The sequence below is a fragment of the Oceanobacillus halotolerans genome, from assembly GCF_010993955.1.
In the GTDB taxonomy this organism is placed as follows: Bacteria; Bacillota; Bacilli; order Bacillales; family Amphibacillaceae; genus Oceanibacillus_A; species Oceanibacillus_A halotolerans.
The window spans coordinates 453,640-470,640 of the sequence record NZ_WIXL01000001.1 but is presented as its reverse complement, the minus strand read 5'-3'; the positions used below and the strand labels follow the sequence as shown (position 1 = coordinate 470,640).

Annotated in this window: 15 protein-coding genes; 6 read left to right on the top strand and 9 right to left on the bottom strand. The window is 36.1% G+C overall.

Going from position 1 to position 17,001, the window contains the following annotated elements:
• Positions 1-109: 109 nt before the first annotated feature.
• From GHC26_RS02090 to GHC26_RS02065, 6 genes are all read right to left on the bottom strand, one after another.
• Entirely contained in the window at positions 110-2,065 is a 1,956-nt protein-coding gene (locus GHC26_RS02090) for an oxidoreductase (RefSeq protein WP_163969583.1), read from the bottom strand.
• Positions 2,066-2,348: 283 nt separating this feature from the next.
• Positions 2,349-3,194 (bottom strand): replicative DNA helicase, encoded by an 846-nt coding sequence (locus tag GHC26_RS02085; RefSeq protein ID WP_163969582.1) that lies wholly within the window; start codon positions 3,192-3,194, stop codon positions 2,349-2,351.
• Positions 3,169-3,645 (bottom strand): hypothetical protein, encoded by a 477-nt coding sequence (locus GHC26_RS02080; RefSeq protein WP_163969581.1) that lies wholly within the window; start codon positions 3,643-3,645, stop codon positions 3,169-3,171. Before GHC26_RS02080 ends, GHC26_RS02085 begins: the two co-directional genes overlap by 26 nt.
• A 15-nt stretch (positions 3,646-3,660) precedes the next feature.
• The gene (locus tag GHC26_RS02075; protein ID WP_163969580.1) at positions 3,661-4,221 is read right to left on the bottom strand and encodes a sigma-70 family RNA polymerase sigma factor; all 561 of its coding nucleotides are present in this window, start codon (positions 4,219-4,221) and stop codon (positions 3,661-3,663) included.
• A gap of 763 nt (positions 4,222-4,984) precedes the next feature.
• Positions 4,985-5,182: a hypothetical protein gene (locus GHC26_RS02070; protein WP_163969579.1), complete on the bottom strand. Its 198-nt coding sequence runs from the start codon at positions 5,180-5,182 to the stop codon at positions 4,985-4,987.
• A 141-nt stretch (positions 5,183-5,323) separates the two neighbouring features.
• Positions 5,324-6,157 carry a nuclease-related domain-containing protein gene (locus GHC26_RS02065; protein WP_163969578.1) on the bottom strand — a complete coding sequence of 278 codons (834 nt, stop codon included), beginning with the start codon at positions 6,155-6,157 and terminating at the stop codon, positions 5,324-5,326.
• Between the two features lie 188 nt (positions 6,158-6,345).
• Between GHC26_RS02065 and GHC26_RS02060 the strand changes: the two genes are divergently transcribed.
• Together GHC26_RS02060 and GHC26_RS02055 are read left to right on the top strand one after the other, a co-directional pair.
• Positions 6,346-6,606 (top strand): helix-turn-helix domain-containing protein, encoded by a 261-nt coding sequence (locus tag GHC26_RS02060; RefSeq protein WP_163969577.1) that lies wholly within the window; start codon positions 6,346-6,348, stop codon positions 6,604-6,606.
• 69 nt (positions 6,607-6,675) lie between these two features.
• Positions 6,676-7,176 (top strand): competence protein ComK, encoded by a 501-nt coding sequence (locus GHC26_RS02055; RefSeq protein WP_163969576.1) that lies wholly within the window; start codon positions 6,676-6,678, stop codon positions 7,174-7,176.
• Between the two features lie 235 nt (positions 7,177-7,411).
• Here the strand turns inward: GHC26_RS02055 and GHC26_RS02050 are convergent, their stop codons facing one another.
• Positions 7,412-7,927, bottom strand: a complete 516-nt coding sequence (locus tag GHC26_RS02050; protein WP_163969575.1) for a DUF1643 domain-containing protein — start codon at positions 7,925-7,927, stop codon at positions 7,412-7,414.
• Between the two features lie 18 nt (positions 7,928-7,945).
• Positions 7,946-8,353, bottom strand: a complete 408-nt coding sequence (locus GHC26_RS02045) for a hypothetical protein (protein ID WP_163969574.1) — start codon at positions 8,351-8,353, stop codon at positions 7,946-7,948.
• Between the two features lie 818 nt (positions 8,354-9,171).
• Here GHC26_RS02045 and GHC26_RS02040 point away from each other — a divergent pair.
• The 4 genes from GHC26_RS02040 to GHC26_RS16140 all read left to right on the top strand — a co-directional run bounded on the left by GHC26_RS02040 (position 9,172) and on the right by GHC26_RS16140 (position 11,652).
• Entirely contained in the window at positions 9,172-9,486 is a 315-nt protein-coding gene (locus GHC26_RS02040; RefSeq protein WP_163969573.1) for an integrase core domain-containing protein, read from the top strand.
• Positions 9,487-9,633: 147 nt separating this feature from the next.
• The gene (locus GHC26_RS16145; RefSeq protein ID WP_226376820.1) at positions 9,634-10,056 is read left to right on the top strand and encodes a competence protein ComK; all 423 of its coding nucleotides are present in this window, start codon (positions 9,634-9,636) and stop codon (positions 10,054-10,056) included.
• A 151-nt stretch (positions 10,057-10,207) separates the two neighbouring features.
• Positions 10,208-11,203, top strand: a complete 996-nt coding sequence (gene istA, locus GHC26_RS02030; RefSeq protein WP_163969571.1) for an IS21 family transposase — start codon at positions 10,208-10,210, stop codon at positions 11,201-11,203.
• Positions 11,122-11,652 (top strand): Mu transposase domain-containing protein, encoded by a 531-nt coding sequence (locus GHC26_RS16140; protein WP_404821761.1) that lies wholly within the window; start codon positions 11,122-11,124, stop codon positions 11,650-11,652. Before istA ends, GHC26_RS16140 begins: the two co-directional genes overlap by 82 nt.
• A gap of 437 nt (positions 11,653-12,089) precedes the next feature.
• Here GHC26_RS16140 and GHC26_RS02025 read toward each other — a convergent pair whose 3' ends face one another.
• Positions 12,090-16,649, bottom strand: coding sequence for an S-layer homology domain-containing protein (locus tag GHC26_RS02025; protein ID WP_163969570.1), 4,560 nt, complete (start codon positions 16,647-16,649; stop codon positions 12,090-12,092).
• Between the last annotated feature and the right edge of the window lie 352 nt (positions 16,650-17,001).

Here is a 17,001-nt window from a genome sequence, read left to right as displayed (position 1 = left end):
TCTAACTTCATTTCACAAAGTTACTTCCTTCTGGAGACTATGGGAATAGCTACACTATCCCGCATAGACCATCTTCAGTGAACCCTAACCAAATCAAATAAAACCTATATTATATGCTAATACCTAGTTTAAACCCTTCCCACGTCGCTTCATCTAATGACCTTGGACTTAAAGCATCCCCAATTCGATGAACTTTTTTTACTTGATCCTTTAATTCTCTATATAACTGTAAGGATTTTTCGGCATTGTTTCCTACTGCTACAATAACGGCCTCTGGTTCTTTCACTTCTTTTCTTCCGCTAAACATATGTTTAATAACTATATGGTCTTCTTTCATTTCACTTAACTTAAAGTGCGGGGACAATGTAACATTATATTTATCAAATGTACTTAGTATTTTATTGCGAATATATTGTTGGACTACTTCCCCTACCCCATATGTCCCAGAGACAAGTTCAACGTTCTTTCCTTGTTTTGCTAATAATTCTGCTGCTTGTACACCTGGCCAATCACCTTTCCAATCAAGCACTAAGACAGAATCCTCTTTTATTGATTCACCATCTAAAACATCCCATGAAGTGTAAATCGAATATGTGGTGTCAGATGGATGATGCGGAACATCTGGTTGTGAGCCACCTGCTAAAATCAGCGAATCTACTTGTCTATCTTTTAAATCTGCAATAGAGAATCGTTTTTCGAGTTGTATACGTACACCTAATCGCTTTAATTCCCTTTCCAGATATTCTCGCCAATCGTTTACTTGTTCTCTATTCAATGCACCTTGCATCACATTTAGCTGACCACCAAGTTTGTCATTTTCCTCTATTAATTCAACATCGTGACCTCTGCGTCTCGCCGTAATCGCTGCCATCATACCACTAGGACCCCCACCTATCACTAACACTTTACGTGGTATACCTGCTGGAGGAATTTCGTTAAAATACTGTTCCCTTCCAGTAACTGGGTTGACGGTACAACGAATAGGTAAATGCTCTTGGTAACGCCCGATACAACCTTGGTTACATGCAATACAAGGGGTTATTTGTTCTTCTTGCTGATTTAATATTTTATTCGGCATATGCGGGTCAGCAATGAGTGCACGTGTCATCCCTACTACATCACCAAATCCCTCTTGTATCATTCCTTCAGCAATATCAGGCTTGTATATTCTGGATGTAATAATGAGTGGTAAATCACCGATTATCTCCCTTACTTCATTAGTCCTTGCAAAAAGATCATCTGCAGATTCCGTTGATGGCGGTACAATATATGAGCTTCCTTTGTAAGTAGCAGATGAGCCAATTACGAGACTCCAATAATCTAATAAACCTAAGTCATTAAGATGTTTAATAACATCTAATGTTTCCTCTGTGGATAATCCTTCATCATCCTTTGATTCAAGCGATAAACGCATTCCTAGAACCATATCATCTCCAATAGCTTTTCTAACACGCGTTATTACTTCCCTCGCAAAGCGCAATCGATTATAAAAAGAACCTCCCCATTCATCTTGGCGTTGATTCATCTTTTCCGTCCAAAACTGCCCAAGTAAATAGGAATGAGATCCAATGAATTCTAACCCATCTAAGCCAGCTTCTTTTAGATGAACAGCAGACTGGACAAATCCATCAATAATCTCTTCTATTTCCTCTACTTCTAGTTCTCTAGGAATAATATGAAAACGCTCGGTTGGAATAGCAGAAGGTGCAACAACATCTGTATTATCATCATTCATGTAGGATTCTCTTCCGTTATGCATTAATTGTGCAAAAAGCCTAGCACCATATGCATGAACATTCGTTGCTAGTTTGGAATGTGTCTCAATAATTTTCGGATTGGAGGCATCAATTGCATGTGGTGTGTTAAGTCCTGTTTTATGAACACCATGCGCCTCCATGACGATTAATCCAACTCCCCCTTTTGCACGTTCTGTATGATAAGCGATAAAATCGTCTGTAGGTAGATGATTTTCCGCAAGTGTTGTTTGATGTCCACTTGTCATAATCCGGTTTTTCAATTGTGTATTACCAATGTACATTTGTGAAAATAAATTAGGATACTTCAATCTCGAACTCCTTTCTAATCATCAACTTTTATTTAGCTTTACTGGTTAGCTTTCTATGTTCACCCCTTTTTTGAATCCGCTTTCAATTAGATCCTGATACACCTCCTATATTAATCTGTATTTCTACATACTTATGTTATTTACCTTAATAAAATTACAATTATGAAAATATAACCCTCATTCAACAAAATTCGGGTGGCGCCTGAACGATCCCCCTTAAAGAAGCAGAGGGACGGTTCTCCCGTTTCAATATGCAACAAAAGAACCGTCCCCATGTTTACCATTACCCCCTAAACCTCCCATACTCCTTCATAAACGTCATCCTCACCGTTCCAACTGGTCCATTCCGTTGCTTTCCAATGATTACTTCCATTTGGTCTTGTTGTTCTGTGTTTCTGTGATAATAATCTTCTCGATATAAAAAGGAAATAACATCAGCGTCTTGTTCAATATTGCCTGACTCTCGTAAATCTGACATCAATGGCCGTTTATCTTGTCTTGCCTCTACTCCCCGTGATAGTTGAGAAAGAAGGATAATAGGAATATTCAATTCAACAGCCAATAGCTTAAGCTCTCTTGTGATTTCACCAACTTCTAAATCTCGTCGTTCCCGTCTAGTACCAGGCTGGATTAATTGTAAGTAATCAATGATGGCAACAATCTGTTCTTTTGGATTTTCATGAACAATTTTACGAATGGAGGATCTAATTTCCATAAGGTTTCGCTTTTCATCAAAGATCTTCAAATTCCACTTCCCCATTTCCCCAATAGCCGTCAATGCATGATGGTAATCATCACTGGAAAATGTCATCCCTCTCCATTTTTGGCTATCGATAAGTCCCTCTCTGGAAATCATTCGCTTTAACAGCTGCTTTGTCCCCATTTCTAAGCTATAGATTGCGGTGGTGCCAGCATTATGACAATGCTCTGCTGCTACATTTAGGGCAAAAGCAGTTTTCCCAACAGATGGCCTTGCTGCAACAATGATTAAGTCACCACACTGTAGGCCACCTGTCATCGCATCTAAATCGCGAAAGGATGTTAGGAATCCGGTTTCTTGCTGATTGGTCGAACACATTTCATCGGTAATCTCTAGCAAATAATCATGGGTCTTCAACGATAGCTTCATCCAAATCCTCACACCACTTATGCAATCGATCCTGTATAAAGGGGTTAAGGTTCCCAAATGTCAGTTGATACATTTCCGTTGCCCGCTCTCCTCCTCTTTCTTGTCTTAGTCTTTGTTTAGGTATGGTCAAGTTTTCGTCAACAGATGGGGAAAGGAATGGGTCAACTGAGTGGACCAATGACACCATTTGATACACTGGAGCACTCCCCCTTTTTCCTTTTTGAAACATGATCAATCCCTGTTCAAGAAGCTGCATTCGGGCATTTCCTACTCCTTGCTTGGATAGTCCTGTCATTTGCTGCACGATGGAATTTGGTGCATTAAACGTTTCCTTCCAGCCTGTTATATTATTGATGCTCATTAATGTATACCATAAGGCAATCGCACTAGTGGATAGCTCATGTAATAAGACCCATTCACGAAAGGCTTTGACTTCTTTGAAAAAATTCATGTCGACATCCCTCCCTTATCCTCTCTGAAAAAAATCGCCTTTGCTTAATTCGTTTCTTAATTTCCGTTTGGCTGTTTTAGCCCAGCTCTTTACTGCTTCGACCGTAACCCCTTCTTGTTGTGCAATTTCCTTCTGTGGCATCTCTAAAATGATCGCATAGTAAACCCATTTCCACTGATTTTCAGTTAATCGTGATTGGACGTTTTCCCAATTTAGGTCTTCATTGCGTGTTATCTCTACTGAGGGATCTATGAGTGGCATTTTGGTAGCAGCATTTCGATTTCCGTTATCCTGTCTGACCTGTTCTTCTTTCGTAACTTTGTCTAGGTTGGCGCTGTCTCTGGATTGCTTTCGGATTCTATCAATTAAGCGGTTTTTGATGGTGTAGTTAAAATACGTAGCAAGGGGGCCTTTATTTGGCTGATATTTCTTATAAGCCGTCCACATGGCATACATTCCTTCGACATAGTACTCATTATGGGGATCCTGTATTCCTAGCTTATGAATTTGGTAATGAATTCTGTTTTTATTTTGCTCAAATATCTCCTCAAATGTTACGTTCTTCTTTTCATCCATATCCTCTCTCCTTTATCATTATTGCCGGCAAGATAAGATTAGCGCAATGATAAGCATTATGCACGGTGCCTAACTTTCTACATTCCGTGGGAAAATGGGATTTTGAGAAGAGGAAATGATGTTTTCGACCTACATTTTGCTTGAAAATGGAAATTTTACCCTACTAGTGACAAGTTAGGACAAAATTACACTTTTTTTGATATTTTTATTAAAGAATATGATTGATATCATAAGCTTTTAGGTATGTAACCTTTTGCTTATATGGTGGATTACGCGCAGTAAATGTCCTTAATTCTTTATAAAGTGTTTATAAAGTGAGTGCTAAACCTACGCTGTGGAAAACACTCGCTTTCCACGGGGAACGCTTCAGCCTCCTCGCGAGCAAAAAGCGCTCGCTGTGGGGTCTTCAGACTGTTCCTTTTCCCGTAGGAGTCTCACATTTTCCACAGCTTTGAATAGTTTTCTAAATTAAGAATACAAAATATTGTCATTATCTATCATTCGCTTCCAGCAACTGTTATATCGTCAATAATGATGATAAAAACGAGTGTAGCACAACTAATAAAAAATTAAGTGCGGCATATGATGTATTACTTTTATGGATGAAGCATGATTAATTTAAAGGTTTATGAATTCTAGGCATATAAAGGGAAAGGTGGCAGAATTATAAAGAAGTGAACGAAAAGAAAAGCCATGCAGAAATTGATTTCTACAAGGCTTCCTTTTTTATGCTTCTTTCGACAAATTTAGGTGACACTAACCCTTAATTTTGCCAATTTTTATCGGCATTTTCTTTTATGTATAACCGGGTGATCTCTCCACAGTCTAAGCAAATGTCACTGTACATTTGCGCAACACTGACAAGAATACCTTTCCGATATTGTGGTCCGATACTACCTGACTTTGCGGTTAATCCAATTGAAACGCTCTCTTCTATCGTTGTACTACCACAAGCGAACAAGACATTTTTCCTTCCTCCCTTTTCTAGTAATCTCCTTTTTTACATTACCATAAAGGGGGAAATATTTCATAGGTGTCGTCACCATGACATCCCAACATTTGTCGAAGGTTTAGTTATATTGGTGGCTCCCATTATTAACGTTCAAACACCTTTCTGATGTTCATAACAATAGATTTTACCTTCAAATTTTTTATTATTCATGCAAAAGGACTTCACTTTATCCGATACAACCTTTTCACAAACTACGCATCGTGGCTGTTGCTCAGCGTTTCTTTCCGTTTTTTCGTTCTTTAAAGAATGAATATGCGCTTTTCTTATGTCGGGATCAGTTATATTCGATTTGAAAAGAACATCGTAAATCGTTGACATATCACGTTCACTAAGTAAAGGTTCTTTATGTTGCAATTTCAATATGGATACTTTTCGGTGGATAAACTCAGATAGTTCTATATCATAAACGATAAGTTCATTGGAGGCAATCTTTCGATAATCCATATCCACTTTGAACGTGCAGCGTTTTGTAAAAGAGACCATCGAAATAAATAAGCTATGATACTTCTTATCTATCACTAATTTAAGTGCTTCTATATGTCCGTAATTTTGAACAAAAGGATTCATCATCTTAAATTTACCATTTACGAGCCATGTTTTTCTCCCTACCCCACCGTAAATGGTCCCTTGATAATTTTTCGTTTCTACAACGAATACGCCATAGGGGGTAATGACAACATGATCAATTTGGGAATACCCTGATTTTGCATTTGGATTTTCGATAAGTATGTCGCTTAAAAACCGATAATTCTTTGGCAATTGATCCAATTGAATATCGATCTTATACTCACCGATTTCTCCTTTTCGTTGCGAGACATACTCATTATTTTTCTGTGCTTTTGGGTTAGTCGACACTTTTGATGACTGTTTATTCGTTGGTTTTTTCTTATCCTTTTTCTTCTTAAAAAAATTTATTAATAACATAGTTGTCTCCTTTACCTAACTTTAAACTATACGACAATTGTATCAAACTCTTATAAATAGTACACAGCGATGTTCTATTTTTCCTGCTAGAATTTAAAAGTTGCCCTAAGTCAACAAACAAGGTGTATACACTGTGGTAGTACCCTTCTTTTAAAAGGATAATTGCTTAAAAAAGAAGGGGATTCCTATTGGAAAATAAGGAGATTAAGAAAGAAAAAATCAAGCAACTAGTCGGTGAGGAAATTGTTATCGCTAGAAAGTCCATGTTGAAGACACAGGAAGAGTTTTCGGAAATGATAGATTTAGATGTAAAGCAGCTTGGCCAGCTAGAACTGGGTTATTCCTTACCGAGCTTTATGACACAAGTACATCTTCGAAAAGCAGCAGGATTAAGTATGGATCAATTAATAGACAATCTCATTCCCTACCTGGAAGATGATAAAAACTAATTCATACATAGCCCATCAGTAACGAGTCGACCCCCCTCCCTCTGCCATCCCCGAAAAGGAGTGCCACAAATGTTTCCTATTTTATCCCATTCCCCCATCACCCAAAACACAATGGCCATTTTGCCAGCCGTACATATCGATTATAACTGCATTGTTTTGGAGCGGAACAAACAAATACTTGTCAAGCAAACGCCAATACAGCTCATCAAAAATGGTTGTTTGGATAATCTCGCAACCTATGAAGGAAGAAAAGCAGCGGTCATTAAACGAACCGGCTTCACACGGAAAGTGCCAATCCCCATTAATCCCGATCAACACCTCTACACATTCCCAACCCATGCTGCTGATCACGCGGATTGTAGCTGGATTTTCTACCAGCACGTTTCTTATGTTAATGCCTTGGCAAACGACCCAACACAATCTATGATCCGCTTTTCTAACGGAGAAACCCTTACATTACATGTATCCCCTTATATTTTACGGAAGCAATTAAAACGTACGTTGGATTGTGTTGCGTTAGGTCACAGAGACACCCCGAGATTTGTCGAATGTTTAGCTGAATTTGATTAATGAATCCACCCCAAATCATCAAATAACACTGTATTACAGTACTTGTTTCGTTTCTGGGTTGATGTTCCTTCATAATAGCCTAGTAATATATCCATATTCATAAAGTAAATCCTGCAAACATTTATAAAAATATAATACAAAAAAGGAAAAGCCTGCAGAAACACTTCTCTCCACAGACCTCTCCCTCCACAGACCTCTCATTCGACAAACTTCGGGGAGCCACTATGACCTTACCTTATATAAAACAAAAATGATAACTTCCTAAGGACCATTTATCATTCAAATCTCGTGGGTGTCTAGGACATCTTCCTTTATTATCTTTAAAACACTTTAATTTGTGTTGAAAGGGGATTAATAACCTCTCAACCTCTCTCTTTCTCCTGATATATTTTTTCTGATCAGAACCCCAGCCAACAATAAGTATATTACTCTCCTCTGCTGTTTTTCTTATATACTCATCATTAACTACTTCATATTCTTCTTTTCTATATTTCAAATCACTTGGACTCGTTGTCATAAATGCAAACAAGTTAACAATATCCATACCTCCATATCCTTCATCTATTAAATAATTTGTTAGGCTAATAACCGTCTTATCGTTCTTTATAGAATCTGCTTTACTAGGATTAAGCATAATGATAGAAACGATATCATTTGATTTATCCCAAATACGAGTTAATTGATAACGATAATTATTATTATCTGAAATAATCGTACGTGATGTAATCGTATTTTCAATTATTTGAACCATAACTATACCCTCCTCCTTTCAAAATAAATTTTTTTCTATTTCTACAAGTAATTCTTCATTCGACTTATCGATCTGAACAGTGCCTGTTGATGAATATAATCGAGTTAGCATTTGAACCATCATTTCCACTTCACCAGGTTCACATTCCCACTCCTCTACCACATAATTACTTGGTTGATCATCGATTTTTATTTTATACAACTCCTCTTCCAGTTGGTAAACTTGAACATAATAAGTAGGTTCGTACTTCCCAGTGATCACCCAATTATCATTGTCATCAAGGTCCCCAATATTGGTGTAGTATTTTCCATTTTTCTTTATCGTTTGCCCAATTGTTTCATTTTCACTGTTTTTTGCCGCATCCTTACTTTGCCTACTCCATCTAAGAAACAAAAAAATAATCATAAACAGAAGAAAATAATTCATCGCAACACCTCGCTATCTTTATATAGCTATTTTACAAAAACCTTAATCTTTGGTAAGGGCAAAATTTACACCTACAAAATAGAATACGAGTGTCCTAGTGATATCATTTATACAGTTTATCATCCTTCATTTGCTTGATAAGTTTTGCAGGGTTAATACTTTGGCGTCACTTCCCAAGCCAACATCCATCTTACTAAGCCATCACTGATCACAGCTTGTATTGAAAATCGTAATCACCCCTCATTTAAAGGCTGAATGGCTGCTTCAAGTCCAAACCCGTCAATAATAAGTGAGCATTAATTTCGATTTCAATAAGCGATACTTATACATATGAAAGAGTTTTTCCTTGTATTCGCCAACGCCGAAATGAGTGTCTGGAATAAAACTGAATCCATCCGATGGAATGTACTCACCAATTAGGTGAAAAAAATCCGAGCACTTCAGTGCGATGAATAGCTCTCCTCTTGATAAATTTCGGGAAGTGATAGGCACCCTTACTAACTAAGAAACAACTGACGAAACCACAACCTCCAACTGCAAAGCAAAAGCAATCCTGGAAAACATTTATTAAAAATCATTTAGAAGTTACTTGGACAGTTGATTTCTTCACAATTCCAACATTCAACTTTAAAATATTATATGTTTTAGTCATTGTTCATCACAAGACAAGAAGAATTATTCATTTCAATAATACCCCGAATCCAAATACAGAATGTGTCATACAACAATTCAGAAATGCTACCCCTTAATGGTGAAGTACCTAAATATTTAATACATGATAACGATCCGATATTTAGAGCCAACAATTTTCAGGATTCTTGCAAACAGCTGGCATTAAAGCTAAAAGAACTGCTTACAAGTCACCTTGGCAAAATGCTTATGCAGAAAGAACGATTGGTACACTCAAACAAGAATGTACCGATTATATTATCCCTATAAACGAAAAGCACCTTTATCACTTACTGCATGATTACATTCATAATTACTACAATACGAACCGAACACACCAGGGAATTGGTGGACAAACACCGATTCCTACACCAACACATCTACCTGTGAAAGTAGAAGAGGTGAAAATGAAAGCAACTCCAGTGATGAATGGACTCTATCATACTTACAAACGGATTGCTTAATCTTAATTTCATAGAATAAAAGATGAGCCTTTTTTTAAAAATTGAATAGGGAAGGCTTTTTTGTCATGCCTATTTTTAATAGGATTCTTTCTTCATCAATCAAAATAGAACAACTTTACATTTTTCTTCAGCTGTTTTCGGAAAAATATGCAAAGAAAAGAAGCCCATCTGAGGAAATTTTGTGTAATCTCCTCGGATGGACTTTTTGAAGTGGACACCAAGGAATCAACTCCACAAACCTCTCCCTCCTCATTAAACCTCTCATTCGACAAACTTCGGGGCGTCACTGTGCAAATCCTAATTAAACGTACCGGATTCACACGGAAAGTGCCAATCCCCATTAATCCCGATCAACACCTCTACACTTTCCCAACCGACCATGTGGATTGCAGCTGGATTTTCTACCTTCACGTTCTTCAAATTAATGCCTCGGCAAACAACCCAAAACAATCTATGATTCGCTTTACTAACGGAGAAACCCTTACATTGCATTTATCCCCTTATATTTTACGAAAGCAATTAAAACGTACGTTGGTATGTGTTAGCTTCTGTAACTGGTCAAGAGTCTAAATTGTTTCGTATTTATTCAACTATTTCCCTCTACAGAATTTCCACAACACTAACACTTTATCACATAAACACCATTATAAAACATCGTTGCATAGAACCGAATATTATCTTATGTTTAGTACTGCATTTCAAATTATGGGGGGAATTATATATGAATACAACTTTGGCTAATAATACAGAAATAGACAGTTTAATAGGAAGTGATATTGAAGACATTGCAATAGCTGCGGATAGTAGCGTAAAAAGTGTAATAAGCTATTTAAGTTTGGATAAGAACTTTGTGAAAAAGTCTAATACAAACCCTGACTATCAAAAGATAATAGATGCACACATCATAAAAGCGTCTATTCGTGCACCACGGAAAAAGTATAGATATAAAGTTACGAATATATTATTGGAACTAATACAGCATTACATCAACGAAAACAAAGCAAGAGTGAAAAAAGGCCAATCCAAACTTAAACGAAATAAAAAGCAAATTCATCAGGAGATTGTAAACCATGGATTTGATATCCATTACAGTACGACCTGTAGACTGATTAGTGAACTAGAAGAAAAGAAGGTAGAAGCCTTTATAAAGTGTGTCTATTATCCTGGACAATATTGTGAATTTGATTGGGGGAATATTGCAATATACATTGATGGGAAGATGCGTCATTTAAAAGCTGGCGTATTTACTAGCGCATATAGCAACTATCGATATGCTGTTCTTTATGAATCAGAGAACCAAAAGGCTTTTGTAGATGTGCATAACCAATTTTTCAACCATTGTAGAGGTGTCTATCAGACGATTGTTTACGATAATATGAGTCTTGCTGTAAACCATAGAAAGTCAAAAAACGGTAAGAAGAAACCTTCCAAAGTCCTCAAATCATTATCAAAACACCATAAATTTAACCACCGTTTTTGTAATGTACGGAAAGGCAACGAGAAGGGACATGTTGAAAAGACAATAGGTGTTATCAAAGATACGATTTTTTCAAAACAAGACTCCTTTTCATCAATTGAACAAGCAAATAAATACTTAAATTCAGAGATTGTAAAACTAAATAGTAACGAAAGTCAATACGATCGAAAAACACACATCCAACGTTTAAAGAAGAGAAAAGTTGCCTTCTTCCATTACAACAAGACTTTGTTTATATAGAACAAGACAGAAGAATAGTAAAAAATACAGCCTTCATTCAGTTTAAAAATAACTTTTACTCTGTTCCAACGGATTATGTAGGAAAAAAAGTAGATGTAAACTATTCAGATACTATCATCCACTGTATCTATCAAGGCCAAATAATTGCTAGTCATACTCGTCTGCATGGAAAGAGTGAATACGGACTGTCACTCATTCGCCATTTAGATTTATTCCATAAAAAGCCAGGTGGATTCAAACATAGCTTACTTTTCCATCAGTTGCCTAAAATTATACAAAAGACATATATAAACTATTTTCATGAAGACACAAAAGAGTTTATAAACTTTGTGCAAAATCATCTAGAGGGAAACAATCAGATGATGGGAGAAATCCTAAAAAACAAATTATCTAAAATCAAAAGGAAAATTACAAAGGAGAAAATTCTTGCACTATTTGAAAGAAAGTGACCAATTCATTGTTGGCTAATCTATTATAACAAGATATAAGGAGGAGGAAATTCATAGTAGTACTAAAATAAAAAACTATCCATCTACTACTTTCAAAAAAATAAAAGATTAGTAGGTTATTTTATTACAAATACATACGACTGAATATTGGTAATTAATATATAGTTTGTAATTATTAATAATTGTGTGCTGCAATCCTTAACTGACCTATCGTGTCTTTCATGCGAATATATGAATTTTTTAAATGCGAAAATACACGACAAACTTCGGGGCGTCACTGTGACCTTACGTTACGTTAAAATTCAAAACTAAATTTAGCTTAAAATTAATTTTTGCCCTGCTATCCATTAGTGCATATTCTGTCACTCGCAAAAAAACTCTGTAGAGAACTAACTCTACAGAGCTTTAATAATTTTATCTAAAGTACTTAGAAATTTTTATTGCAAATCTGCTGCTTCATCGCCAGTTCCTGGCTCCGAAGTATTGGTAGATAGTACATCTGAAATACTCTTTAACAATGGTGCTAAATTAGTACCTTCATAACTAGATGCCGCATCAACAATGTTATTTTGAGTAGTTTGTTCTAAACCATCATCACTAATTGCAGCAATTAAATCATCTAAATCAGATACAAATTGAGTAAGTGATTTATCATTAATTGTGATGAAATCATTTAGTGTTTTTTGACGATTAGTAACAATTTTTACATTTTCAAGAATATTAGCTACATCAGAAACAGTTGCATCTCCATTTAGTGCTTTTGAATCAACTACAGCTGTTTTGAAAGCAATTCTCATTTGTGTAGACTCACTTATTCTCGTGGTTACTTGTTTAATACTAGTGAAACCTTCTTCAACTGGTCTTGTTTCGAAAACATCTTGCGCTACTGGGCCAGCAAAGGAATAATCAACGCCTTCTTTATTATACTCTGTTATGAAATCATTATCTACATCATTAATATTTACTCCTAATAAATCACTATATTCTGTTAGTGCATCAAGAGCAGCTTGTTGAGTTGGAGATGCTAGTTCATCAGCATTTAAATCATTTAAAGCTTTAGCAACAAGCGCTTCTTCAGTAACATCAAAGTTAATTACTAGGATATCATCATTATACTGAACGTAAACATTAGCATTTCCTACACCTTTTGCAGTAACATCAAACGTGTCTTCACCTTCAATAAACTCAACGTCTAACACTGCTGTGTCGTCAGTAGTAACTTTGGCATCATTAACTTCATCATCACTGATGACAAATGGGTCTCCAAACTGGTCAGTAGCAGTTAGTTGTAGTCCTACTACACCATTTTCTTCATCATTACCTTCACCATCTAGTGCAATTTGTAACCCTTCAGTTTCTTCATCTGCATCTAGTTCATCAGCATCAACAATAGCTGTTGTTCCAGTTACAGGTGCTGGACTTTCACTGCTGAAGTTTAAAGTGATTGTATCTTCTTTAATGTTAGAAGTTTGAACTTTATAAGTTACTGAACCACTAAATTCTGCTGGTACTGTAATAACTCCTTCAGAATTAATATCAAAGTCTTCTTCATTTATGTCTTCTGATGATTCAATTGTATCAACGAACCAATCTAAATCTTCAGTGTTTACAGCTACCTTATTATCAGAAGAATCATATGCAGTAGCACTTAGCTTAACTTCTTCTAGTCCACCTTCTGTACTATAAAGTGATGCAATATTTTCTTCATTAATTTTAACAGTATCAATTAAATTACCTACTGAGTCTACAATTAAATTAATAGTAGTTTGAACACTATTTTCTGTTTCTGCGTCATTGTCATCGAAAGTAAATGAAACTTCGTCAGCACCTTTAGCTGCACCTGTAAGCGTTACTTTATAGCCTACTATCGCACCTGTCTCATCATCTGTAACTTCTTCGACTTGACCAGCTTGTACATTACCGTTTGCAGAAGAAACTTTTATAGATTGTTCTTCTTCAAGTGCCTTAAATGCTTCATATTGGTCTTCAGGAGTAATTAGTACATCTGTTGACCCTTCTAAAGCAACCGTATTATTTTCAGCAACTGCTGTTAAAGAACTAATTGCACGAGCATCACCTACTTCAACTGTGAACGAGGACGAAACTTCTGATTCAACTTTTGTTAGAGTAACAGTATACTCATCTTTAGAAAGTTCTTCAGCCGCTTTTACTTTAAATGCCACAATTTCATCGGTATTCGTTACAGAAACATCTGCATATTTATCCGCTTCTGTTTCGATTTCATCTTCACTAGCACCACTAGATGTTTGATAAGAAAGAAGGTCTGAAAAAGATACTTCTTCACCCTCAGAATCTTCAATTGTTAACTCATAGTCATCACCATTTAAAACTTCTTCAGTTAGAGTGATTTCTTTACCATCTTGGTCTAAGAAGTTAACGGTTTGATATTTAGCGTATTCATCTTCATCTCCTGCAACAACACCTGTAATAGTTTCTTGGCCAAAACCAATTGTGGTTAGTTCTGCATCAGCAAAATTTAAGACATAATCATAGCGTTCTTCACCGACTGTTAATCTTACATTCACTTCTTGAGCACTTGGTGAGTTTACTGTTAAGCTGGTAACATTTCCATTTTCATCTTCAACAAGTTCTGTAGTTACATTTGAAGGGAATTTCTCAACGTTAATATCGCCATCAGTAGCATCTATTATTTCGTTATGTTTGTTACGGAAAGTTAATTCTTTTTCTACTGTTGTACCTGTCTTTAATTCAGTAGCATCAAATTCTAATTCGTCCATTGAAACAACTTCGTCGTTAATAGTAGTTTCTAATACAATTTCATTTTCAAGAGCAATTGTATTTTCTGCATCAACAGACTCACCCACATAAGGTGTGATACTGTAAGTTCCAGCTTCTGTTGAAGTTGCTTTAATTTCGATGTCCCCATCCTCATTTTCTTCTGCAACAACCGTTACATCATCTGCAGAAAGTTCTTCATCTTCTGTTTGAATATCGAAATTAATATCAGATGCGTTTAAGATTGCACCAGGATTTGGTGAAATAGTTCCTAGTAATTGTTCTTCATGATTATATTTTTCATCACCAGTAACTTCGTCAAAATCTAATGAAGATAATTCAGCATCACCTACTACAAATGTAACTGAACTAGAGAATCTAGCATCTTCTTCATAATAAGCGGTTACCTCATATTCACCAGCATCATCTGGATTGAATTTATAATCATTTGTTATTAGTGCATTCTCCCCATCATCTAAACTTGGGTCTACAACTACACCATTAACTACCCAACGGATTTTATCACTTCTATTAATTGGGAAATCATGGTTGTATTCGTCTTTCGCATTGATAGTTAATTCAGGTGTTTCAGAACCATGTGCAAATTCTGTTGTATCTGCACTTAAGGAGAATGAATCTAATGTATCTTCTTCTGTACCTTCAATTACTGTATACTCTAATGTCGTAGTGAATTCCTGTACATCATCATCTTCACCAACAGTGTTTTTCAATGTAACAACAACTTCGTCCGCTTCTTCAATTTCATGCCCAGTAGTAAAATCATCTGTATTAAAAGTTACTTTGTTATTTTCATATTTCACTTCAGTGTCAATAGTTAATGGCATACCATTAACTGATGCACTATCAATTTCTACACTCGTATCATCAGTTTCAAAAACTTCACCGTATTGGTTTACAAATTGAACTTCAAAATAACCGTTATTTTGAGTTAATTCAGTAGATACTTTTTCAAAACCAGCAATATACTCATCTACAACACGAGCTTGGAAAGTACCTTCATCGAATTTAGCCCAATCAGCAGAAACAGTATATTCAGCCGCATCTTCTAATTCAGTTTCTTCAGCTAGTTCGAATTCTGCTACACCTTCTTCAAGGCTTTCTGCAACATATGTAGCTTCTAGTTCTGTTTCACCTGATACTAGTGTTACTACTTTATCTTCTAAATCTGCTTCTTCAACGTCTTCATCTACAGAAACTTCTACTGTAGTAGCATCTGTTGCTGTTACTTCAGAAACTTGAATTGGTGCTGGAGCTACTTCGATTGGTGCTTCAGGCTCTTCACCTTTAAAGCTAACCAAGTTATAAGATACACCTTTTTCTTGCTCAGTAGTAATTAGGGTAACAATTGTTTGAACTTTTGTTTCTTCAGGAGTTTCTGCAAGTTGGAATGCTGCAACTTGTAATGGAACTTCTTCAACAATAATATCGATAACTTCTAGTCCATTATCAAATTGGAAATCTTCAGGAGAAAGGTCTTCTTCAGATACAGAACCATCTAACACTACTTGCATTGTTGTAGCGTCAATCGCACTTACACTTTCAACTGCTGGAGTTTCTACTTCTGCTTCTCCTGCTTTAATAGCACGATCTAACATTGTTGCGAATTGTGCACGTGAAATTGTTTTTTGAGGAGATAAGAATGTTTCTCCATTTACCTCTTCACCGTTAAGCACTTCATTCTCAACTGCAATTGCAAAATAGTTTTTATCTTCGATTGCCCATGCAGGAATGTCGTCAACATCTGAGAAAGATGATAGGTCTGCTTCACCTTCTAAACCAAATGTTTCTACAAGTGTTTTCACAGCTGCTTGACGAGTAAGCTCTCCACCTGGATTAAATTTATTGCCAGGGATCCCGTCCATATATCCAGCTTCTACAACTGCGTTTACTGCATCTGCATACCAAGCATCATCAGATACATCATTAAACCCAGCAGATTCGCTAGCTTCTAACCCTTTTGCTTTTTTAAGGGTTTGTGCTGCTGATTGACGAGTCATAGCATCGCCAGGGTTGAAATTACCACTTTCATCCCCTTCTAAGATTCCAGCACCTACTAAGTTATAAACAGCGTCTTTGTACCAAGTATTACCAGGATCGTTCTCAACGTCAGGGAAACTAACGCTTTCAGCTGCTACAGCTGCTGGTACAACAGCTGATGCTACTAATGCTGCACTTGCTGTTGTAGCAAATACTTTACGATTTGTCTTTTGTTTAGACATTAATGTATTCCTCCCTACAAGAATTATAATTACTATTATTCTGGGAACATATAAAACTTATGTACTAAGTATTTTGGAAGTGTTTCCAAGAATAATAGATTGTTTGAGCAAATAACCAATGATTCATTTTTTAGTATATGAAATATAAAAATATGAGTCAACTGTCGCGGTCTAATAACTGAGATTTTTGATAGTTTCATGGATCATTTGCTTATGATACTATGATACACCAATCATGTGAAATTTCAACTGGTATAACTCCTATTTTACTAGAAAATATTAGTTGTTTGATCTTAATTTGGTAAGATTTTCTCATTTATGAACTAGTTTACAGTCAATGTATATGTAACCT